18 protein-coding genes are annotated in these 22,880 nt (G+C 67.3%); 13 read left to right on the top strand and 5 right to left on the bottom strand.

Annotation, left to right across the window (positions count from 1 at the left end; all coding sequences use genetic code 11):
- From HUW62_RS21050 to HUW62_RS21010, 9 genes are all read left to right on the top strand, one after another.
- Positions 1–684 (top strand): carbohydrate ABC transporter permease (locus HUW62_RS21050; RefSeq protein WP_176435424.1); only part of this gene is annotated, 684 nt, incomplete at its 5' end.
- Entirely contained in the window at positions 681–1,493 is an 813-nt protein-coding gene (locus tag HUW62_RS21045; protein ID WP_163865930.1) for a carbohydrate ABC transporter permease, read from the top strand. The genes HUW62_RS21050 and HUW62_RS21045, both read left to right, overlap by 4 nt.
- A gap of 17 nt (positions 1,494–1,510) precedes the next feature.
- Positions 1,511–4,900: a serine/threonine-protein kinase gene (locus HUW62_RS21040; RefSeq protein ID WP_176435423.1), complete on the top strand. Its 3,390-nt coding sequence runs from the start codon at positions 1,511–1,513 to the stop codon at positions 4,898–4,900.
- Positions 4,901–4,912: 12 nt separating this feature from the next.
- On the top strand, positions 4,913–5,728 hold the full coding sequence (locus HUW62_RS21035) for a sigma-70 family RNA polymerase sigma factor (protein WP_176435422.1): 816 nt from the start codon (positions 4,913–4,915) through the stop codon (positions 5,726–5,728).
- Positions 5,728–6,585, top strand: coding sequence for a serine/threonine-protein kinase (locus HUW62_RS21030; protein WP_176435421.1), 858 nt, complete (start codon positions 5,728–5,730; stop codon positions 6,583–6,585). Before HUW62_RS21035 ends, HUW62_RS21030 begins: the two co-directional genes overlap by 1 nt.
- Positions 6,586–6,651: 66 nt before the next feature.
- A complete protein-coding gene (locus HUW62_RS21025) occupies positions 6,652–7,521 on the top strand; it encodes a CBASS oligonucleotide cyclase (protein WP_255203547.1) in 870 nt (289 codons plus the stop codon).
- An 87-nt stretch (positions 7,522–7,608) separates the two neighbouring features.
- On the top strand, positions 7,609–9,414 hold the full coding sequence (locus HUW62_RS21020; protein ID WP_176435420.1) for an SAVED domain-containing protein: 1,806 nt from the start codon (positions 7,609–7,611) through the stop codon (positions 9,412–9,414).
- 15 nt (positions 9,415–9,429) lie between these two features.
- Entirely contained in the window at positions 9,430–10,902 is a 1,473-nt protein-coding gene (locus HUW62_RS21015; RefSeq protein ID WP_176435419.1) for a dsDNA nuclease domain-containing protein, read from the top strand.
- Positions 10,903–11,048: 146 nt separating this feature from the next.
- Positions 11,049–11,432: a hypothetical protein gene (locus HUW62_RS21010; protein WP_176435418.1), complete on the top strand. Its 384-nt coding sequence runs from the start codon at positions 11,049–11,051 to the stop codon at positions 11,430–11,432.
- An 83-nt stretch (positions 11,433–11,515) separates the two neighbouring features.
- Here HUW62_RS21010 and HUW62_RS21005 read toward each other — a convergent pair whose 3' ends face one another.
- The 3 genes from HUW62_RS21005 to HUW62_RS20995 all read right to left on the bottom strand — a co-directional run bounded on the left by HUW62_RS21005 (position 11,516) and on the right by HUW62_RS20995 (position 13,849).
- Positions 11,516–12,385, bottom strand: coding sequence for a hypothetical protein (locus HUW62_RS21005; protein ID WP_176435417.1), 870 nt, complete (start codon positions 12,383–12,385; stop codon positions 11,516–11,518).
- A 75-nt stretch (positions 12,386–12,460) separates the two neighbouring features.
- Positions 12,461–12,775 (bottom strand): DHCW motif cupin fold protein, encoded by a 315-nt coding sequence (locus tag HUW62_RS21000; protein WP_368670449.1) that lies wholly within the window; start codon positions 12,773–12,775, stop codon positions 12,461–12,463.
- A gap of 117 nt (positions 12,776–12,892) precedes the next feature.
- Complete coding sequence (locus HUW62_RS20995) at positions 12,893–13,849, bottom strand: hypothetical protein (RefSeq protein WP_176435416.1); 957 nt, start codon at positions 13,847–13,849, stop codon at positions 12,893–12,895.
- A 408-nt stretch (positions 13,850–14,257) separates the two neighbouring features.
- Here HUW62_RS20995 and HUW62_RS20990 point away from each other — a divergent pair, with 408 nt between their 5' ends.
- Entirely contained in the window at positions 14,258–19,012 is a 4,755-nt protein-coding gene (locus tag HUW62_RS20990; protein ID WP_176435415.1) for a hypothetical protein, read from the top strand.
- A gap of 3 nt (positions 19,013–19,015) precedes the next feature.
- Positions 19,016–19,354, top strand: a complete 339-nt coding sequence (locus tag HUW62_RS20985; RefSeq protein ID WP_163865934.1) for a hypothetical protein — start codon at positions 19,016–19,018, stop codon at positions 19,352–19,354.
- Positions 19,355–19,420: 66 nt separating this feature from the next.
- Here the strand turns inward: HUW62_RS20985 and HUW62_RS20980 are convergent, their stop codons facing one another.
- Both HUW62_RS20980 and HUW62_RS20975 read right to left on the bottom strand, forming a co-directional pair.
- Positions 19,421–20,074, bottom strand: coding sequence for an SDR family oxidoreductase (locus tag HUW62_RS20980; RefSeq protein WP_176435414.1), 654 nt, complete (start codon positions 20,072–20,074; stop codon positions 19,421–19,423).
- Positions 20,075–20,151: 77 nt separating this feature from the next.
- Complete coding sequence (locus HUW62_RS20975; protein ID WP_163865936.1) at positions 20,152–21,363, bottom strand: phosphatidylserine/phosphatidylglycerophosphate/cardiolipin synthase family protein; 1,212 nt, start codon at positions 21,361–21,363, stop codon at positions 20,152–20,154.
- Between the two features lie 143 nt (positions 21,364–21,506).
- Between HUW62_RS20975 and HUW62_RS20970 the strand changes: the two genes are divergently transcribed.
- Positions 21,507–22,049, top strand: coding sequence for a DUF2378 family protein (locus HUW62_RS20970; RefSeq protein ID WP_163865937.1), 543 nt, complete (start codon positions 21,507–21,509; stop codon positions 22,047–22,049).
- 38 nt (positions 22,050–22,087) lie between these two features.
- Entirely contained in the window at positions 22,088–22,747 is a 660-nt protein-coding gene (locus tag HUW62_RS20965) for an exopolysaccharide biosynthesis protein (protein WP_163865938.1), read from the top strand.
- The last annotated feature ends 133 nt before the right edge of the window (positions 22,748–22,880 follow it).

Below are 22,880 nucleotides of genomic sequence, written 5' to 3'. Positions count from 1 at the left end.
GCGCGGTTCTGGTCGGCGCTGGGGAACACGGCGTACTTCACGGGGGTGGCGGTGGGGGTGGAGTTGTTGCTCGCGGTGCCGCTGGCGCTGTTGCTACAGCGCGCGTTTCCGGGGCGAGGGTTGTTGCGCGCGGCGGTGCTGGTGCCGTGGGCGATTCCCACCGTGGTGAGCGCGCGGCTGTGGGCGTGGATGTTCAATCCGGACTACGGGCTCATCAATCGCCTGCTCCTGGGCAGTGACATCAACTGGCTGGGGGCGCCCGGGTATGCGTTGCACGCGGCCATCCTGGTGGACGTGTGGAAGACGACGCCCTTCGTGGCGCTGCTGGTGCTGGCGGGGCTGCAAGGCATTCCGGAGGACCTCTACAAGGCGGCGCGAGTGGATGGGGCGTCACCGTGGCGGACGTTCCGCTCCATCACCTTGCCGTTGTTGAAGCCGGCGTTGCTGCTGGCGGTGTTGTTCCGTTCGCTGGATGCGTTCCGGGTGTTTGATGCCATCTACGTGCTGACGGAGGGAGGGCCGGCGAACACGACGGAGACGCTGAGCATCTACGCGTACAAGACGCTGATGCGCTCGGGGGACTTCGGGTACGGGAGCACGCTGTCGGTGGCGACGTTCTTGTGCGTCGTCGTGCTGGCGGCGGTGTGGCTGCGCTTGCTGGGGCGGCAGGAGGAGGCGCGATGAAGCAGCGCGCGGGGCTGGGGACGGCGCTGGCGGTGGTGGCGTTCCTCACGTTCTTCCTGGGGCCGTTCTTCTGGCAGGTGCTGACGAGCCTGTGGCCGGATGGAGAGCTGACCCGTCCATGGCCTTCGCACCTGACGTTGGAGAACTACGTGAGCGTGTTGTGGGGGCGGCCGTTCCTGCGGGTGGTGTTGAACTCGCTGGTGGTGGCGGCGCTGACGACGGTGTTCTGTCTGGTGATTGGCTCGGCGGCGGCGTTCGCGCTGGCGAAGCTGGAGTTCCGAGGCAAGGGCCTGTTGTTGAGCGCGGCGCTGGCGGTGAGCATGTTTCCGCCGATTGCGACGGTGAGCCCGCTGTATCTCATCCTGCGAGCGGTGGGGTTGCGAGACAGTCTGGTGGGGCTGGCGTTGCCCTATGCGACGTTCGCGATGCCGTTGACACTGTGGGTGCTGACGTCGTTCTTCCGGCAGCTCCCGGACGAGCTGTATCGAGCGGCGCGGGTGGATGGCTGCACGCCGTTCCAGGCGTTCCGCCGCGTGTTGTTGCCCCTGGCGGCGCCGGGCCTGGCGACGACGGCGATTCTGGTCTTCATCTTCGCGTGGAACGAGTTCCTGTTCGCGTTGACGTTCTTGACGACGCCGGAGAAGCGCACGGTGCCCGTGGCCATCAGCCTGTTCGCCAGCGAGTACCGCGAGCCGTGGGGAGAGATTGCCGCGGCCTCCGTGGTGGCCACGCTGCCCCTGGTGGTGCTCACCGTGTTGTTCCAGCGGAGCATTGTGTCGGGACTCACGGCGGGGGCGGTGAAGGAGTAGGTTCTTCCTCCATCCCCATGATGACAGCTGCGCCTCCCCAGGTTGGCCCGTTCCGGTTGCTGAAGCGTCTCGGTAGCGGGGGCATGGGGGAGGTGTTCGAGGCAGTCAATGAAGACCTGGGGCAGCGGGTGGCGGTGAAGCTGCTGTCCCGAGAGCTGGTTCAAGAGCCCCAGATGGTGGCGCGCTTCCTCCAGGAGGGTCGTGCCCTGGTAGGGCTCGACCTGCCTGGCGTGGTGCGAGCCTTTCATTGCGAGGAACTGGCGGACCAGGTGTTCCTGGTCATGGAGCTGCTCGAGGGCTTGTCGTTGCGAAAGTGGATGACAGAGCACTCGGGCCTCGTTCCGCGCGAGTCCTCGCTGACGCTGTGCGCCCAGGTCGCGCGGGTGATGGAGGAGATTCACGCTCGGGGAATCACTCACCGCGACCTGAAGCCAGAGAACGTGTTCCTCTGCGACGATGCGAGCGCCGCTCTGGGACATCGCATCAAGCTGCTGGACTTTGGTGTCGCGAAGCTGCCTCCGTTCCGTGATGACGGGCTCGCCGCGACCGAGGTCCATACCCATGAGAACGCGTTCATCGGGACCTACCACTACATGTCGCCAGAGCAGCTCCGAAGCGCCTCTTCGGTGGACGGAGCCGCGGACGTCTACTCGCTGGGAGTGATGCTGTTCGAGCTGCTCGCTGGGCGTCGCCCGTTCGTCTCGGATGAAATGGTCGAGGTCGTCTCCGCGCATGTGAACGAGCCGGCGCCACTGTTGGGGCAGCTCGTGCCATCGATTCCGGGAGCACTCTCCACGTTCGTGGCGTCGATGCTCGCGAAGTCCCCCGCGGAGCGCCCGTCGATGGCACGGTGTCGTGACATGCTGAGCCGCCCCTGGGCGCATGAGCAGGACACCTGCCCCGTGCCGGGGCTTGCACCCTTCAGCGAAGCACAGGCGGAGCTGTTCTTCGGACGCAAGGTGGAGACAGGGAGGGTGCTCGGGTATCTCGACGAGGCCCGTTCGGGAGGACGCCGCTGGGTTTCACTGGAGGGCCCGAGTGGCGTGGGCAAGTCCTCACTGTTCCACGCGGGGGTGTTGCCGCGGCTCGGTGATACGCCGCCCTCGGGGATGCCGCGCTGGAGGGTCGCGGTGGCGCGGCCTTCCTATGAGCCCGTGCGGAGCCTCGCGAAGGCGCTCGTGGTGGCGTTCCCGGGAGCCGAGGTGGACGACGTGGAGCGAGGCTTGCGCGCGGGGCCCGAGGGGCTTCGAGCCTTCGTTCAGGCACATGTTCCCGAGGAGACCTTGCTGTTGTTGGTGGTCGAGCCCCTGGAGGAACTCTTCACTTCGGGAGCCGCTGAGCAGACGGTGCTGGATGGCCTGTTGGGAAGCATGTTGTCGGAGGAGGAGGGGCGACTGCGATTGCTGACGTGCTTGCGCAGCGACTTCCTGCACCGGCTGGAGCGGCTTCCGAAGCTGTCCCGCCTGCTTCAGGAAGCCGAGCGTTTCCTGCTGCTGCCGATGGATGAAGCGGCCCTGGCGGAGGTCGTCGATGGGATGGCGCGACGCGCGGGGCTGACGCTCAGCGAGGGTCTGGCGGCGCGGATGGTGCGTGAGGCGAAGGGAGAGGGCGGCGGGCTGCCATTGCTCGGGCATGCGCTCCGCTCACTATGGGCCATGAGCGGTGGGGCACCGCTGACGCACGAGCACTATGACCGGATGGGCGGCGTGGGCGGCGCGTTGTCTCAGCAGGCTGAGCAGCTCCTGGCGAGTCTGGGGGCGCAGGGGCGTGAGCGGGCGAAGTGGTTGCTCCTGTCGCTGGTGCAGGTGGGGCGTGGTGTCCAGGACACCCGAAGACCTCGCTCGCGGAGCGAGGTGCTGGCGGAGGCCGGAGATGATGCAGTGGCCGAGGAGGTGCTCCTGCGCTTGAGCGGGTTGTCAGGCGCGAAGAGCGGCGAGCCTGGGCCTCGGTTGGTGCTCCTGTCCGGAGGTGTCAAGGTCGAGTCGCAACGCGTGGACCTGGTGCATGAGACGCTGTTGCAGCGAGTCCGTCCACTCGTCACGTGGCTGGACGAGGAGCGGCGGCGATTGGAGGTCCTCGCGGACCTGGAGGTCGCCGCGAGGAGTTGGGAGGAAGCAAAGCGGCCTCGGGTGGGATTGCCACAGGGGACGATGCTTTCGCACTACCGGAACGGTGTGACCATCTCGGGCCGGGGCGCGCGCCGCGTGAGTCCTCGTGCGGAGGCGTTCCTCCAGGCCGCGACCCGGCTGGAGCGGAATCGTGGGTGGACTCGCAAGGCGCTTGTCCTCGCGGCATCACTGGCGATGACCGTCATGCTCCTGGTGACCGTGCAGGCCCGACAGGAGCGCGCTCGCGCCAACAGGAACCTCACCCACATCATGAACTCGGCGGAAGAGCTCGTCTCGAGCGCGGACTGGGAGCTGAGCTGGATTCCGAACACACTCGGAGTCCGGAAGGCGCTGCTGCGCGACTTGTCGAGCACCTTGGGAGGCCTTCCTCCCGAGGAACAGCACGAGCGCGAGGTGCTCTGGGGACGCATCAAGATGGACCACCGGATCGCCGACATGAGCTTCCTGAACGACACGCTTCAAATGGCCGGAGAGCACCTGCGGCAGGCGCGGGGGCTTCTTGAGACAGGAGAAGCGCTCGGCGTTGGAGGCGACGACTATCGCATGCAGTGGGCGTTCAACCACTCGAAGCAGGGCAAGGTCGACATGGCGGCGGGGAGGCTGGTTCAGGCGCGAGCTCGCTTCCAGCAGTCCATCGAGTACTTCGAGGCCCAGCGCGCCATTTCACCGAACTCGATTGATGGGGACCGGGACTCCGCGGTGAGCATGGGCGAGCTGGCGGAACTGGAGCTCGTCGAGGGGCGAGTGGATGAAGCCCTTCGTTGGTTCGGCAAGTCCCTTCCGCTGTTCTCCAGAACGGACCCGGACTACGGCGCCACACTGCATGCCCAGGCACTGGCGCATCAGGCCGAGGCGCTGCGACGGGCAGGGCGCCTCGCGGACGCCCGGCTTCTGTTGGATGAGGCCGTGGAGTTCATGACGCATGAGGTGGCTGCCCATCGAGGAGATCATCACCGCAAGTGGGTGATGGGGTGGGTCCGACTCTGGAATGCACGGCTCGCGGCCGACCAGCAACGATGGGTGGACGCGGAGGCGAGCTACGAGCTGGCGACGAAGCTGGGAAGGGAACTCCTCGAAGGTGAACCCACGAGCAAGCGCTTCTCCCTGATGCTCCTGGAAGCGCTGCGCGGGCACGAGGCGCTGGCACGGCGACGAGGAGACTTCTCTCTCTCGACACGGTTGCGGACGGTTCGATGCCCGTGGGTCGAGGACTTCATCAAACGAGACGCTGACGACGTGCGCTTCAGGGCCTTGTCGTGCGAGGGTTCCATGCCGTGATGGGGGATGGACATGGATGAGTCCTCGCTGTCGAAGCTGTCGTTCGAGGAACTGCTGGACCAGGTTCGGGTGGGAGCGGCGGGCGCGCGTGATGAGCTGGTGCGTCGCTACCAGTCTCGGGTGACCGCGCTGCTGAAGGACCACCGCGAGCAGGCCGCGAAGGTGGGGGCGAGGCCCTCGGACATCACCCAGGAGTCTCTGTGGAAGGCTGTCCAGCATGTCGACACCTTCCGAGGTAGGAGCGAGGGGGAATGGTGGAAGTGGCTCAGCCGCATCGTCTCGAATCAGGTTGTCGAGACCTATCGGAAGGGCAACCGGAAACGGAGGGATGAGTCCAAGACAATCCCCCTGGATGCGGAAGAAGCGCTGGAAGTACGGTCTGGGGAGCGCAGCCCGAGTCAGGTGAGTGCCCATCAGGAGGAGTGGAGGCGTCTGCTCTCCGCTTTCCGATGGCTCGAGGAGCGCCAGCCGGATCAGCACGAAGCCCTGAAGCTGCACTATCTGGAAGAGCTCTCCGTACGAGACATCGCTGAGCGAATGGGCAAGACGCTCAAGGCCGTCGATGGACTCATGGCTCGTGGGAGTCGAGCGCTGGAGGCCTACATGGCCGAGGAGCCGACCGAAGAGGGGGCCCTGTCTCCAGAGGACGCCACGCGGCGGAACCTCGCGGATGCCGCCTTCTCCAAGTACCTCCGTCGACGTGAGGCGGGAGACCGGGTGGAGGTGGAGGCCTTCGTGGCGGAGCATCCTGATTGCGCGGAGGAGCTGCGAGGAATGCTTCACTGGATGATGCGGTTGCGCGAGCTGGACCCCTCCAGGAAGCCCTGATGATGTCGTCCGGTTCGCGGGTAGGGGCATACGTCATCGTCCGCCGCGCCGCGGTGGGAGGGTCGAGCAACGTCTATCTGGCGCGTCACTCGGATGACGGGACCTTGGCGGCGGTGAAGATGCTGAGCGCGACCGCGAGCCTGGAGAAGGAACTGGTGGCTCGCTTCCTCAATGAGGCGCGGACGCTGCAGCAACTCCAACACCCCTTTCTCGTGAAGGCCCTCGAGCTGGGGATGCTTTCCGATGAGGGGGCGCCCTTCCTCGTGCTGGAGTGGCTCCCCACGAGTCTTCATGAGTTCCTTCGGCGACAAGGTGGCCGGCTTGCACTGAGCGATGCTCTCCAGGTGCTTCGTCAGCTCTCGGGCGTGCTCCACTTCCTGCACGGACGCGGGGTCATCCACCGAGACCTGAAGCCAGAGAATGTGCTGCTCGCGGGAGAGCCTCCAGATGCGTTGGAGGTCCGGCTCGTGGACCTGGGACTGGCGAGACTCGTTCCGGAGGAGGGGGCGCCGCTTCCGCCGCTTCATGTGTCCACGGCCCGGGAGGCCCTGCTTGGGACGGGCGAGTACATGGCCCCCGAGCAGTGGACGAGTCCCAAGGGCGTGGACGCGAAAGTCGACGTGTATTCACTGGGAGCGCTCGGCTTCCACCTCCTCGTGGGGGAGCCACCATTTGGTTCGGGGGAGCGCAGCGGCTTGAACTTCTTGCACGTGGTGCGGCCCCCTCCCTTGGAGCGGTTGGACGGACTGGTTTCCGAGCCGCTCCGGGCGCTGCTGGGCGCGATGCTCGCGAAGCAGGCCCGCAAGCGGCCTTCCATGCAGGAGGTGCTTCAGGCGCTGGAGCGACTTGTGGCCTGAGCCGCGAGGGATGGGACCGCGTTCGGCGTCCTTCCTCGGGGATGTCCCCAATGCGTGAGGTGCGACATGTGGACCGTGGAACAGGCGATGCAACGGCTCGTCGAGGAACTGGAGCTGACACCCGCTGAGCGCGAGAACGTGACGCGGCAGCATGGAGTGGTTCGTCAGGTGTTGCGTGAGCGGCTGGCTTCGGCGGAGGAGTTCCTGTCGGGCTCCTACAGTCGAGGGACCGCGCTTCGCCCCCTGCATGACGTGGATGTGTTCGTCGTGCTCGACCCCGTACGTCAGCCCCGGGGCCAGCGGACTCCGGATGACCTGCTCCGAGAGATTCGACAGGTGTTCAAGCAGCAGTGGCCCGAGCGTGCGCTGCCTGCCTTCCAGCGGCACTCCCTGCGCATCGATTTCTCCTCGGGAATCCACGTCGATGTCGTGCCCGCATATCGGCATGAGCAGGGGGGCTACCTGATTCCTCAGCGGGACACCGGCGCCTGGATTCGGACGGACCCGAAGGCGCACCAGGAGGCGTGTGCCCAGGCGGACCGGGCCGCGGGAGGTCGGCTCAATCCCCTCATCAAGCTGGTGAAGCAGTGGAACCGCGCGAGGGACAACAACAGCCCGCTGCGCTCCTTTCATCTGGAGGCGATGTGCTACTCCGCGTTCCCGTCGCCTCCCGAGGGCTCGTTGTTGGAGCGGCTCGAGGTCCTGTTCCGTCGCTTGTCGGAGCAGGTCATGAAGACCTGCCGAGACCCGGCGAAGCTGGGCGTCGCCGTCGATTCGCTGATGGAACCTGGGGACCGGGAGCAAGCTCGGAACCTGTTCCAGAACGCCTTCCGGGAGGTGGGCCTCGCCGTCCAGGAGCGCGTGTCGAACCCGGAGCAGGCGCACCAGCGGCTCTCGAAGCTCTTCGGGTCCGTCTACCGAAAGCGGGGGCCCTGAGCGCCCGCGAGAAAGTGAGAGCGCTCGCGAGGGGGCCGCGCTCGGTTGGCGTCTTCCCTGAGGGACGCCGTCAACCGAGGTGCGCACATGTCGAACGCGGAACTCTCCATCAACCCCAGGACGCAGGCGCTCATCCTTCGCTACGAGCACGACCGGCCCGTCATCGAGGACGCCGCACGCCAGACGCTGAAGCGAGATGGCCTGGAGGGCTACCGCGACGTGGCCAGCGCGGTGCTTCATCCCCATGACGAGAAGCTCTCCGTGCGCTCGCTGCGGGGGCCGGAGTGGGCAGGGGCCTTCCTGGAGAACGAGCGCTTCGCGAGCGCGCTGGTCGGCAAGGAGAAGGAGTTGGGTCTGGACCACCTGCCGGTGCATGTCTTCGGGTGCGCGCCGCTGGCACTGATGCTCCACCTGGCCTCGTGTCTGCCTCGGCGTCCCCTGCGCGTGTACCAGCAGTCCCAGAATGGGGAATGGTCGCTGGGGTTCGACCGGGACCTGGCTGCCTCACCCGAAGAATTCCTCATGGTGGAAGGGTTGCCTCGGGCGAAGCAGGGCGGCACGGGGCTGGTGGCCCTCGTGGTGGAGGTGACTCGCTCCATCGGTGACCAGGCACTGGCGGCGTTTCGCAGGGAGCATGGCTCGAACCTCCTGGCCGAGGTTCGTGTGCGCCCCGTGCGCGGTCCCGGACCGGATGCCATCCGGAGTCCCGAGGAAGTCACCCGTGCGGCGGAGCAGCTTCGTGGCGTGCTCGGCGACCTCCACGAGCGCTTGGGCGGTGCGACGTCCGTGCTGCTGGCCATGGACTGCCCGGTGAGCTTCGCCGCCGCGCTGGGCACCGCTGTGAACGTGAACGCGCAGCTTCCCCTGTGGCTTCATCACTACGACGCCGAACGCAAGCAGTACATGCCCGTCCAGGAGCTGAAGGCCGGACGTTCAGCGCCCCTGGCCACGGAGCCCACGACCGAGCAGTTCGCCGATGCGGCGAAGGTGCTCGCCGAGGTGCGGAAGGTCCACCAGGAGCTGGTGGCCTGGCTGTCCGAGCCCGCGCAGCAGGGCCTCGTCGATGCGCTGGACGGGAAGAAGTTCCTGCGGAGTGTCGTGGAGGATGTGCCGGCGATGGCGCCCACTGAGCTCTACCGTCATGTCGGTGGCAAGTGGGGGTTCGACGTGGGGATGCTGCTGGGGCTCAAGGCGCTGCGGCAGCGGGTGGGCGCCGACGACTGGCGGGAGTGTGTCCGCCTGTTCATGGTCCACGAGGTCTTCCATGTTCATCAGGGCGGGCTGACCTCGTACACGTTCAGCGGGAGCGGGCGCACGGGCTTCGTGCTGGAGGCGGCGGACTTCGACGCGGATGCCATCGCCATCGAGGCGGCACTGGCGTGGCGCAAGTCGAAGCAGGCCCGGACGGTGGAGGACGCAGGCGAGACGAAGACGATGGAGTCCATCATCTGGAACGCGATGGAGAGCCTGCGAGTCTTCGAGCCAGAGAAGCCCATCCGCATGCTCTCCGAGCGTCGCCTGCGTCGCTACCTCATCTGGCTGTTCCAGGTGTGCCGGCTCAATGCGCTCGGGTTGACCGACGAGCAAGGCCCCGCGCCGAAGCTGGAGCGCGCGACGGTGGAGATCGCTGGCCTGAAGTCGTCTCCGGACCCGTTCGAGACGTATTCGCAGCAGCGGGTGGGGCTGCTCGATGTGGACCCTCGCGACGAGCTCATCACGGGCATCTACTTCCAGCGCAAGCTCGTGCGGTACCCTGATGGGCGCTGGGTGGCCCACGTGCTCGAGGCGCTCAGCCGCTGGGACGAGAAGTCACGCGAGGACGCGCAGGAGGGGATGCGGCGGCTCTTCGAGGAACTCTTCAACCGCCACCGCGAGCTGATTCAGCCTCGGTAGAGGAGGCCGGCGGACATGGGCGAACAGAGCGCGTCCCGACTCGAAGGGGACAGGTACCAGTATCTGTATGGCTGGTACGAACTGCTCCACCTCCTCGATGAGGACTGTCCCTTCGAGTGTGGCTACATCGAGCATCCGGATGCGGGCGCCGCGGATGATGTCACGCTGCACGCGAGGGAGGGCTCGGGCATGGCGAGTCGCTACGTGCAGGTGAAGTGGCACGTCGACCACCGGAGCCAGTACTCGTTGGACTCGCTCTGCGAGGTGCCTGGAGGAAGAGGGCGCTCGTTGTTGCATAAGCTCTTCGCGAGCTGGCGGAAGTTGCGCGAGCGAGGGTCCGTGGAGGTGTGGCTGGTGAGCAATTGGGGCGTCGAGGAGCGGCTGGGGCGCTATCTGCGCGGGAGGGACCATGCGCTCACGCCGGAGTTCTTCACCGAGTCACGGCCGGGTTCGTTCAACGAAGGGAGTGCGCGCTGGGGGGCGATGTGCGAGGCGCCGCTCGAGGAACTGCGAGGGTTCTTCGGAGACCTGCGGTTGCGGCTCGGGTACGCGAGCATTCGCGAGTTGGAGGTGCAGGTGGACGTGCGCATGGACCAACTCGGGTTGCGGCAGGGTGTCAATCCGAGGGCGAGTGTGCTGGACGGTCTGCGCGAGTGGGTGGAGGTGTCGGGTGATGCGAAGCGGGTGACGCGGGAGTCGTTGAGGGCGTTCCTGCGGGCGCGGGAGCTGTTCGCACCGCATGACGGAGGGCCCACCGTGAGCCTGTGGATTCATGGGTGGGCGCGTCGGAAGTGGGAGTGTGCGCCGACGGAAGAACTGGACTGGACGCCGTATTTCGACCGGGAGACGCGCGGGCTCCCGGGAGAGACGGTGTGGCGCGAGACGCTGTTGCCTGAGTTGTGTGCGGCGAAGCAGCGATTGGCGGACCGGCCGGAAGGGGCGCTGGTGGACTTCCGGGGCAAGCTGCCGTTGAGCCTGGTGCTGGCGGTGGGCTTCCATTTCTCGGAGACGGCTGGCTTCCGATTCCGTGCCGAGCAGCTCACGCGAGGAGAGACGTTCCTGTGGCGTTCGGACGTAGGGGCCTCGGAGCGCCGGTTGCGTGCGGTCGAGAGGGAAGCGAGCCCGGAGGGGAAGGCGTTATTGGTGATGTTCCAGCTCACGAATGACGCCAGTCTGGACCTGGAGCGCTTCGAGATGGAGCACCCGGGGGTGTATCGCGCGGTGCTCGTCCTGGAGCCGGAAGGAGGACCAGGAGATGGGGCGGTCACCTCGGCGGGAGATGCCGTGGCGTTCGCGGTTCAGGCGCGGGAGCTGATTCGACGTGCGAGGAACCGATACCGCGCCACCTGCACGCATCTTCTGCTCTATGCGCCGTCTGCGTGTTGCCTGTTCCTGGGACAACGGCTCAACGCGGTGGGGCTGGTGGTGGTGCATGAGCGCACCGCGGATGAACGGTACGTGCCCGTGTTCACGCTTCAGACGGGGTGAGGACTCGGCGCTTTCGCGGAAGGCGTTGCGCTCCCCGTCCCGGAGCCCATCCTCGGACCCGTCCCGCCGTCGCTCGCCGTGATGCTGGGCTGGCGTTGGCGGACTCCTTGCAGCCAGGCGAGGGCCGAGGCCGAGGAGCCACACCCATGGGCAGATACGCATACCGGGTCGCGCTGGGCGTCATGTTGTTTCCTGGCCTGTGCTGGGCGGAGGTGCTGGACAAACAACAGGCTCCTTGGGAGCCCGCTCCAGTCCTGGCGACCCTCGTGATGTCCATGCTCTGTGCCCTGCTTATGCTGTGGCGCCGAGGCAGGCTATGGCGCGTGGCCTGCGCTCTCTCGGTCTTCTGGGCCTTCGTCTGGTTCCAGAACGACTTCTTCAGCGCGGACGTCGGCCCCGTTCTCCAGGCGGAGCTCACTTCGACCGAAGCACGGACGTACGTGGGCCTCTTGCTCGTCGAGGCCCTGCTTCCCGCTGTCGTGACGCTGGGAGGGCTCTTGCGATGGCGCCTGGTCTCTGGGCAGGACTGAACCTGTCCACAGTCGATTCGAGGTGGGGCGCCGGGATGCGTTGCTGAAGCGCTGGATGCTCTCCGAGGAAACGCGAGCGAGCCTCAGTGACGACGTATCGGGAGGCCAATGGCCTCACGAACCGCTCGGAGGGCCGCATCTGGAGAGGTGAAGGCAAGGGAGATGAGTCGTGCCAGTTCCGATTCGTCCATGGCCGCGAGGCGCTGTTCCTCCTCGGGGGATACCGTGAGTTCCCGGCTGTGCGCGAAGGTGACGAGGGTTCGAGCGCGATCTCTGGTCCGTTCGAGAGCTCGTTCCTGTGCGCGCAGTTCTTCCCAGAAAGGTGAGTCGATCATGATGCTCCTCAAGGACGGGCTGAGCCGCTCGCTTCCGAAGCGGCGTGAAGTAAGGGTACCCAGGACGACGAGCAAATCCAGCCTCTCTTGTGACGAGAGGTCCGTGGCTTGTCGCAAGCGTTCCTCGGCCCAGGTCGCGCGCTCGGGCCCCGCTCGTGCATCCAGGACGGAGAGCGGCACGAGTCCGGTGGCAGCCTGGAGGGCCGGCTGGGAGAAATCCACCTCCCAAAGCCTGACAACCAAGAAATCAAAGGCAAGCACCTGCCGGCCGCGACAGTGGACGCGGTAGGGCGGACGAACACCTTCCGCTTCCGGCACAACCAGGAGGACCACGGGCAACACTGGCAGCCCTTCACGCAGATGGATGCGCACCGTGTAATCCAGGAACCTCCGGGCGAAGTCGGGGTCGGCCTGCGCCTGAATCTCCAGTTCCACGGCGAAGCGCTCCGAGGGTGCCTCGACGACCAGGATGGCGTCCGCGCGGCGCTCGGACTGCGGAAGGCTGGTGTCGGCGGCGTGCACGAAGGTCGGCGCATCGGAACCGAAGAGGAGCAGGAGCAGGTGTTCCGGATGGTTCTGCACCAGGCGACGAAGCACGAGGTCGAAGTAGGGGCCCATGGTCTACTTGAAAGGTAGTCTATGGGTCTGAAATCCAAGAGGTAGGGTCTTCGCCGCGAGAACCCCTCCGTGACGTCAGTCCACGATGAACAGCTTCGCCCCGGTCTCAGTCGATGAGCGGTGCGCGCCGTCGTCATCCGCGACCTGGTAGCTCATCATCGGCCCGAGCTCGAAACGCCGGCCGTCCTTCAACTCCGTGAGCAGCATCCCCTCGAGCACGAGCAAGATATGTCCCCGGCTGCACCAGTGGTCCGCCACGTACCCCGGTGTGTACTCAACGAGCCGGACCCGGATGTCTCCCGCCTGCAGCGTCCGCCAGAACGCCTTCCCCGTCTCCCCAGGGTGCTCCGTGGGTTGGAGCGTGCTCCAGTCCGTCGTGCAGAAGGGAATGTTCGAGATCTTCAGATGAAGCTCCTTCCAGATGCAGGGCTCGTGCGACAGGAGACCGACAGGATGCGATGCGCGCCTCGGCCTCCCAAGATGGGCGGCCGGGCGCCCCGCCCTCGACTACCGCGCGTCCAGCGCTCCCGCCCAGATATCCTTCACGCCACCGATATGGTCGAACGCGCAGTGCGCGGCTCCCGCGATGACGTTCTCCTCCAGCGGCACGGAGTATCCACGGTACGCCGTCACGCTGGCACGGATGTCCGTGAGGTACTCATCCTGGTCGCCGTACGAATAGAACAGCTTCGTCGGCCCACGCACCTCGGGCCGCGTGCTGTCCCAGTCCAGCGAGCCACTCCACGGCGCCTCTCCACCGCACCCCAGTGCATAGACACCGCGATAGCGATTGCCGTACTTCGGCAGGAAGCTCGCCGTGAGGAGCACCGCGCCACCTGAAGACCCGCCGAACAGGATGGGCTCGTTGTTGAGGTCCCATCGCTTGCGCAACGTATCGATGACCTCCGTCAGCGCCCGCGCGTTGTCCCCCGCGATATCCCGGTCCGCCTCCGTCGCGGTGTCCGAGCACGTCGTCAACGTGGGCTTCGTCCACCACGCGCACTTGTTCGGCGCGAGCGCTGACACGTAGAGCGTGTCGTGGTCGAACGCCCACGGTGCCTGCAGGCGCGGCGCCGTGTTCCCCGTGTGCGCCCGCGCCCCGTCACCGTGCAGGTAGATGGCCAGGTTCAACGGCACGGCGACGATGCCCGTGCGGGGCTCGACAATCTTCAACTCGACGCCCGCCACCTGCGCGACACAGAACGTATAGGTCTGGTTGTCGGCCACCACCGTGCCCGTGCTGTCACACGGCAGCTTCCCCGTGCCGTGCGAGCTGCCCGCATCCGGGAAGGGCTCCGTCCCCGCGTCCGAGCCCGCATCCGTTCCGGCATCCGAGCCCCCATCCGCGCCGTCGGGAATGCCCGCGTCCGCGCCTCCATCCGTCGTCGGCGGTACCGGGTCCGGGTCATCCGAGCAGGCAGCGAGGGACAGCGTGAGCAGGGCGGCGACGAGGAATCGATGCATGGGGTGTCTCGGGCGAAGGATGAACAGGACCCCAAACTACCGCGTCCCCGTCGCCCCAGACCGCTGTTCACCACCCCACGTTCCGCACAGCGAACGTCGCGACCTGGTGGGTTTCGATGGGTCTCCCAGAATTCTGGTGAGGCCATCTCTCGGGCGCTCACGCGGTGCGGGCTCCCCACCCAGACGCGGTGCGGGCAAGGCAGGCTTCGCCCGGCGTCGCTGCAAGCAGTTGCGCGGGGTCCATGCGAGTCCTTGGCATCCAATCAGGCAAGGCTGTCGGTCCTGAGCGCCTGTTTCCAGATAGGGCTCATTCCGCAACTATTTGCAGATCCAGGAAAGTTGGGACGTAACCCTGTGCCTGCCTTCTCGATAATAGGGTGTCAGTTCTGACGAAAAGGGGATTGTTCCATGGGCGGTCTGTCACCCACGGGTGGTGGTTCAGGCGCTTCGGGCGCGGCGGCGGCAGCGGAAGCAGCACGTCGCGCCGAGGAAGCTCGCCAGCGAGCGGAAGCAGCGCGCAAGGCAGCGGAGGCCGCGCGCAAGGCAGCGGAGGCCGCACGCAAGGCCGCTGAAGCCGCTCGTCAGGCGGCGGAGGCCGCGAAACGACAGCAAGCCGTCGCGCAGAAGGCCGCCGCGGACGCCCAGAAGAACGCGCGGAAGCCCGGGCAGAAACCCGAAGAGGCGCAGAGGACGAAGACGGAGGCCGCCAACGCGGAGAAGGCGAAGCAGGCCGCCGCGCGGAAGACCGCCGCCGCGGAGAAGCAGCTCCAGGCCGCCGAGGAGAAGGTCGCCCTCACCGCGAAGAAGGCCGAAGAGGCCATGGGCAAGGCGAACACCGCCGCCACCGAGGAGAAGAAGCCTCAGCCCTACACGCAGAAGGACATCGACGGCGTCAAGCCGAAGAAGAACGAGCTGGTCTCCGCCTTCGAGGGCACCAGCCGCAAGGCCGAGCTGGAGAAGCTGCTCGGCACCACCGCGCCGCCAAAGGCCGAGGCCCCCGCGCGGCAACCCGTCGCGGGCGAGAAGCCTCCCGAGGCGCTCAACGCGGTGGACGCCAAGGACGTCCAGGACGCCGCGAAGTTGAAGGACGGCCAGAAGTTCAAGGACCCGTCCTCCGGCGCGACGTACGACGTGAAGAAGAACGCCCTCACCGGCGAGACGCAGCTCTCCGACGCGAAGAGCGGCAACACCGTCACCATCAAACCGGACGGCAGCTACACGTCCACGGTGACGGCGAAGGAATCGCCGAAGGAAGGTGGCACGCGCGAGACGACGTGGACGAAGTCCGCGGACTCCAAGGGCAAGACGACGAGCCTGGAGTCGCGCAAGAGCCAGTCGACGCAGAGCCCGGAGACGGGCCTCACCACCACCACGTCCACCACGAAGTACAACCCCGCCACGTCAGTGCCTCTGTCGCGCTCCGAAGAGGTGCGCATGGAGAAGGCCTCGGCGGCGCTGGTGGGACGGCCCGGCACGCCCCAGGGCCCGACGACGGTGACGACGGACACGGAGTTCAATGCGCAAGGCCTGCCCGCCAGGCAGGTGAAGAAGACGGAGATCCACACCCCGGGCTTCGATGGGAAGGCCATCAGCGACTTCGAGGCGAAGCAGGGCAAGGCCCTGAACGACGCCTCCAAGGGCGAGGACCACCACGACACCAACCGGGACCCCACCTCCCTCAAGCCCGGCGAGTCCAGCCTCACGACGACGGAGGAGATTCGCTTCAACGCGAAGGGCGAGCCCGCCACCTCCACGCAGAAGACGGAGTCGGTGTCCACGCAGCCGCTCGCGTCGGACAAGAACGGCAACGGCGTGCAGGTGGCGCGCAGCCAGCAGGAAGTCACCTACGGGCCCAAGGACGCCGCGTCCACGGACTCGCTGCCCGCGCTCACCCGGCAGGCGCAGGGCCACATCACCAGCAACACCACCGTGACGGGGTATGACCCGGACGGCAGCCGCTTCGACGACGGCTACGCGAACCGGACGCAGACGTCGTTGAAGTCCTCCGGCACCGTGGGCCCCGACGGCCAGCTTCAGATGAAGCACGAGCCCACGGAGGTGAAGAGCCTCCAGGAGGCGGACGACAACCGTTGGAAGTACGACCACGTCAGCTTCGAGACGGGCGCCGACGGCAAGGTGGCGTCGGGCGCGAAGCCCAAGGAGCTCGACAAGGAGCGCCAGCTCCCCTGGTACCAGGACGCGAAGGACTTCGTCACCGAGGGCCTGAGTGACCTGGCGGGCATGGCGGGGGACTTCGCCAAGGACGCGCTGGGCTTCGCCAAGGACGTGGTGCTCAAGCCGATTGACTACGTCATCGACCAGGTGACCGCGCCCATCGAAGGCGCGGTGGCGGACGAAATCAAGAAGCTCAACAGCGCGGGCGACACGCTGACGTTGAGCGGCAACCTGGACGTCAAGGTCGGTCTCAAGGCCGGCATCGAGGGCGAGGTCGAGGTCGAGAAGACCGCCGACGGCAAGTACCAGCTCTCGGCCGAAGTGACGGGTGACGTGGGCGTGGGCCTGGTGGGCTCGGCGTCCCTGTCGGCCGGTGGCCGCATGGAGATGACGTTCGACACGCCGGAGGAAGCGGCGAAGGCGGCCGTCATCCTGGGCAAGGGGCCCGCGGCGCTGGCGTCCGGTGGCGAGGACCACAAGTTCCTCCTCGACCACCTGTCGGCCATGGAAGTGAACATCGGCGCGGAGGCGGAAGCGGGTCTCGGCGGCAAGTTCGGCCCGGCCAGCGCGGAGCTGTCCGCGAGCATCGGCGCGACGACGAGCTTCCGGGTGGAGTTCGAGAAGGGCAAGCCCACGAACCTGGTGCGCTCGCTCGAAATCGAGGGCTCCGGCGCGGCGAGCATCGCCGGCGGACTCAAGGGCAAGGCGGGCCTCAACCTCGGCGGGGAAATCACCGGCTCCGTGAGCTTGGAGACGAGCATTCCGCTGGACGCGAGCAAGCTGGACGCCAAGGACGTGCTGGCGTTCCTGGCGAGCCCGGGCACCGCGCCGTTCGCGGGACCCGCGGAGACGAGCATCTCCGTGGAGGGCTCGGTGGACGCGGGGCCGAAGGGGCAGTTCTTCACCGCGGAGATCAGCGGGCTGAAGGGTGAGCAGCTCCAGCAGGTGACGAAGAACCTGATGGACGGGAAGTTCGACACCGCCTTCGACGGCCTGGACGTGGACGCGAAGTTCACCACCGGTTCGTTCACGGACCGCGAGCTGGGCATCGGCGCGAAGCTGGGTGTGGTGGACTTCGAGCTCAACGCTCGGCACCGCGATGTCACGGCCGAAGGCGGCAGCGGCGGCGCCGGCACCACCGTCAGCCTCGGCGGCGGACGACGACGCCACGGCAGTGACGGCTCGAATGGTTCCAACGGCTCGAATGGTTCGAACGGAACCAACGGCTCCAATGGCACCAACGGTACGAACGGCACCAATGGTTCGAACGGAACCAACGGTTCGAACAAGCCGAAGCCGGGCACCACGACGACGAGCCCTGGCACTGACACTCGCACGGGTGCTCCGACGGGTGGCCCCGAGCAGACCGGGCGTCCTCCCGGGAACCGGGTGGAGAACAGGCCCACGACTCCCACCGAGTACCGGGTGAACCCGGCGACGGGGCAGTTGGTGCCCTTGCCTCCGACGGCGGCCCCCACGCGGCCCGAGGTGGGCACCGACAACACGGGACGTCCTCCCGTGCCCGTGGTGCGCAACCCGGAGCTCCAGGGCCGCACGACGCAGGTGCGCTACGACGACGGCAAGGTGCGCATCGAGGCGGGCCCGGATGCGACGAAGGAGGACATCCAGGCGCACATGGAGACGGCGCGCGTGCTCCAGCGCTACGAGGGCGCCACGGGCAAGGTGCGCCAGCTCATCGACAAGGTGAAGCAGGCCATCACCGGCATGCCCGGCTACGGCACCCAGGGCTTCGAGTCGCGGCTGGAGGTGCAGAAGCTCTCAGGCATCCTCAAGAACCTGGAGGCCACGCAGGCCAGCCTCAACGAGGCGGTCTCTGGCGCGACGGGCAAGACCACGCCCGCGACGGCAGACCAGCTCAAGGACCTGGAGCAGCGCATCGCGAGCGTGGAGAACCAGCTGCGCACCCATGCCTCCCAGGTGGACTCGCTCACCTCGGGGCAGGGCCACGTGGACATGGTGGACGATGTCACGCGCCCCCCCGCGGAGCGGATTCAAACGGCGCTCCAGAACACGCCCGAGAAGCTCTACCCGCCCGCGTTGCGCGAGCAGTTCGCGAACGACACGCGGTTCCAGGAGACCTTCTCCAACATGACACCAGGAGAGCAGCAGCTCACGCTGGAGCGGCTCTCCACGCGGCGTTATACGCCCGAGCAGCTCACCACCGAGATGACCCGGCTGCGTGAGCAGCTCTCCACGGCGGCGGGCCCCATGAGCCAGGACGCCAGCCCGGAGCAGCGCACCTCCGAGCAGCGTGATGCCATCCTCAGGGACTTCCGGGAGGTGGGTGGCAAGCCTGGCCGCTATCAGACCTATGTCTCCGACTCGAACCTGGCGGCCAACCGCCAGCAGGTCTCCGCGATTCGCGACAACCTGAACGCCTTCAACCCCGACTCACTGATTGTCGTGGAGCGAGGTGGTGCGTTCCTGGGCGACGTCCTGACGCATGGCGACCCGGCGCTCGAGGCCAGGCGGACGACCATCGAGAAGGCCAAGGGCACCCAGCCCTACGACAAGATTCGCGAGGAGCTCGAGAGGAAGATCGCCAACGGGGAGACGCGCTTCGCCTTCGTGGATGCCTACATGGGTGGCGGCTTCGCCAACGGCCTCCAGAAGGTCATGGACGACGTGCGCAAGGCGCATCCCGACAAGAACCTGGAGTTCCGCGTCAACTGGATGCGCGAGGAACTTGGGTTCGAGGACCAGGTCCCGTCCATCGGGAGCGATGATGGTCGTCCGACGCTGCGGCTCCCGAGCTCCGGGTTGCCGGACTCGGGAAGCATCAGCCATCTGGAATTCAACGTGCCGCTCGTGATTGGAGATGATGCGCCCGCGCTTCAGAACACCCAGGTGCCAGGGGAGTCGATTAAGATATTCGACAAGGATGGTCGCCTGAAGGTCGTGAACCCACGGGAAGGTGAGAGCACTCGCGATTTGATCATCCGAGTGCTCAACGGAGAGGAGAGCTAGTTCATGGCGCTGGCATGCCGCGAGTATGTGACGCCCTATCGCGCGGGCACGAAGAAGGACGACTACGAGCGGCTCATGGCGCTCAAGCAGGCGCTCGACCCGCTGCTCAAGCAGCGCAAGAGCCTGCGCTTCAAGGCGAAGGCCTTCCACAAGGTGGAGGAGCTGGAGAACGAGCTGCTGGACCCGAAGGTCGTCCTGAAGGTCTCGGGAGGAGAGCTCCCGGTCATCTGGCTCAACCTCACGTATACGCCGGGAGACGTGTCCGCGGAGGCGCTCCAGCCGCTCGAGAAGCAGTTCAATCTGCGGCTGCTCGGTGAGTTCGTGGACGAGAAGGCCGTCTGATGTCGGGCGCATGAGCCCCCGGGAGGTTTCGGGGGCTCATCGCCGCGCGGCGCTCTCAGGTCCGACTCACGCTCCGCTCGCCGCCACCTCGTTCCACAGGCTCTCCCCTTCGAGCACCGTGTTCAGCGGTGCTCGCTTCAGGGCCACGTGCAGCAGCACCGCGGCGAGCTGGTCCAGGTGGATGGGGCGCAGGCCGCCCATCAGCGGCAGCTTCGCGAGCATGCGCAGCAGCGCGGGCGGGTGGTGGTACTCGCCCTCGAACGCGGGCGGGCGCACCACCGTCCAGGGGATGCCGCTCTCGCGCACCAGCCGCTCCGCTTCCGCCTTCGCCTTCAAGTACGCCCCCACCGGTCGGCCCGCGCCCACCGAGCTGAGCAGCACCAGGTGGTCCACCCCCGCCTGCTTCGCCGCCTCCACGAGCTGCCGCGTGGTGCCGATGTCGCTCGTCTCGTAGGTGTCTCCCGACGCGAAGCGCTTGCGCATCGTCCCGATGAGCTGGAGCACCGTGGTGCTGCCCTTCATCGCCTCCGCCAGCGGCTCGCCGCGCGCCAGCTCGACGACGGCCTTGCGCGGCCAGCTCTTCGCGGGCTCGGTGTCCGCGCTCTTGGGGCGCACATGTGCAATCAACGGCACGTCGCGCGCCAGGGCCTGCTTCACCACGTTGCGCCCCGTGGCGCCCGTGGCTCCGGCGACGAAGAGAAGGCGGGACGGCTGCGTCATGGCGGCGGCTCCAGCGTTGGGAAGAGAGGGCCCTCTTCAGCACACTGGAGGGTGGCTGCCCAGCCCGTCGGACGCGCTCAGCGCCGCGCCTGTCCGGTGTCGCCCACCTCGCGCGCGTGGGACAGGTCCTCCAGGAAGAAGGCCTCCATCTGCTTCGCGGCGTCCAGGTCCTCCATCACCAGCGAGCCCTCCTCCAGCACGTTGAAGGACAGCGGGTCGTAGTTGATGGAGCCCACCAGGACGAGCCGGTCATCCACGAGCATCGTCTTCGCGTGCATCATCGACGGCTGGTACTCCCACACGCGCACGCCCGCCTCCAGCAGCGCCTCATACGACGCCCGCTGCGCCACGGTGATGATTCCCTGGTCGTTGAGGTCCCCTGGCGCCAGCACGCGCACGTCCACGCCCGCGCGCGCCCGCTCCCGCAACAGCTCCGACAGCGGCCCGTTCGGCGTGAAGTACGACTGCGCAATCCACAGCCGCTTCGTCGCCGCGCGCACCATCAACTGCGTCAGCCGCTCCGCGCGCGTCACCTCCGGGTTCGCCGTGCTGCCCACGAAGGCCGCCCAGCCCGCGCCCGCGTCGTCCAGCCCCGGCACCGGTTGCGCCAGCGTGGGGAAGTCGCTCACGGGCAACAGCTCTCCCGTCGTCTCCTGCCAGTTCTCCGCGAACGCCTGCTGCATCTGCTCCACCACCGGGCCCACCACGCGCGCGTTCGTGTCGCGCCACTCCGACTCGCGCAGGCCCTCGCCCAGCCACTCGTCTTGAATCGCCAGCCCGCCGGTGACGCCCACCCGTCCATCCACGACGAGCAGCTTGCGGTGGTTGCGCGCCAGGTTCTCGTCCGCGGGCAGCGGTCGGAACAGGTGCGCCCGACAGCCCGCGGCTTCCAGGCGCGGCTTCACGTTCGTCTCGAAGCCCGCGCTGCCCAGGGGGTCCACGAGCACTCGACACGCCACCCCCGCGCGCGCCCGCTCGGCCATCGCCTCCACCAGCCGGTCCGATGCGCGCCCCGGTCGCCAGATGAACATGACCAGGTGCACGGAGGAGCGCGCGCGGCCAATCTCCTCCACCATGACGTCGAAGACCGTGCCGTTGTTGGCCCACGTCAGCCGGTTGCCCGGCGCCATGCGCACGCCGACCGTCTGATACAGCGCCACCGCGAAGTCCGGCCCGTGCGAGCCCACCTCACCCGTGAGCTGGAACGGCTTCGACCGCTCCTTCGTGCACGCGACGGGACACCCCGTCAGCACCGACGCCGCCACCACCCAGGCCACCCACCACCGCATGCGCCTTCGAGATAGGCACGCGCACCCCCTGGGTCATCCCGGAGGACGAGACAGATGTTCACCTGTGGATGTTTCAATCCACCTCGAATTCGGCAACCTGCCGGATGCGGAGCGCACTGTCCTGTGCGTAGCATCCGCCCGCCTTGGACACCCGCGAGCCTCTCGTCTTCCCCCAGAGCTTTGAAGGCCTCATCCGCGCGCTGGGAGACCAGCTCGATGAGCGCTGCATCGGCCGGCTCAAGCAGGTGGGCATCGACACGAAGGGGCGTCTGGCGCCCGCGTATCCGCTGGACGTGTGGCTGGGCGCGCTGAAGGTGGCCGCCGACACGCTGGCGCCGCAGATGCCGCTGGAGGAGGGCGCCGTCGTCGTGGGCCGCCGCTTCGTGGAGGGCTTCGGCTCCACGCTCATCGGCAGCGCGCTGCTCACCACCGTGCGCCTGTTGGGACCTGAACGGATGCTGGCGCGCATGACGCGCAACCTGCGCACGGGCACCAACTACCTGGAGGCCACGCTGGAGCCTCGGGGACCCGGGCACTACGCGCTCACCTGCCGGCCCGTGGTGGTGGCGGGCTTCTACGTGGGCCTGTTCCTCGCGGGACTGGAGGCGAGCGGCGCTCGTCACCCCTCCGTGCAGGTGGTCCGTCGACAGGGCGAGGAAGCGGTGTACGACATCGCCTGGAGCTGACCTGGGGTCGCCCGGCCGTGATAGTCAGCGGGGCGTCCATGTCCACGCCCTCGCCGTCCTCGTCCTCCGCGCAGTTCTCCGACACCCAGACCCAGCTGTCCGCCACGTTGCGGGCCCTGGCCGCGCGGCTGCCCGAGTCGCTCACCGTGCGCGAGCTGATGCAGTCATGCGGCGAGCAGGGCCTGCTGCTCTTCTGCTGCATCCTCACCTTCCCCTTCCTCCTGCCGGTCTCCGTGCCCGGCGTCTCCACCGTGTTCGGCGCGCTCATCGTCCTCATCGGCGTGGGCGTGACGTTCAACCGCGTGCCCTGGCTGCCGCGCAGGCTGATGGACAAGAAGCTGGCGCGCGCATCGCTCCAGCCCGCGCTGGAGAAGGGCGCGGACGTCTTCACCAAGGTGGACCGCCTGAGCAAGCCGCGGCTGCTCGCGCTCACCCACGGCGCCAGCACCAACCGCTTCAACGGCTTCATGCTGTTCGTCGCCGGCGTGCTGCTGATGGCGCCGTTCGGCCTCGTGCCGTTCAGCAACACCCTGCCCGCGCTGGCCGCGCTGTTCTTCGCCATCGGCATTCTCCAGCGGGACGGTTACGCCATCCTGGCGGGCCATGGCATGACGCTGGGGACCATCGCCTACTTCGGCGCGCTCATCCTGGGCGCCATCCAGGGCGGCCGCGGCCTGGCGAGCCTCATCGGCCGCTGAACATTCCAGCAGGCGGGCCCTCCTATCCTGGGGGGGTGGTGGGAAGGCCGTCCCGTGCCGGGTGTGTAACACCCCGTGTATCAGCCGGGGAAAGCAACCCCCCGGATAACCTGAATCTTCGTTATCATGACGG

Source organism: Myxococcus sp. AM011, from assembly GCF_013372595.1.
GTDB classification, from domain to species: Bacteria; Myxococcota; Myxococcia; order Myxococcales; family Myxococcaceae; genus Myxococcus; species Myxococcus eversor.
This window is presented reverse-complemented; position numbering and strand designations above follow the sequence as displayed.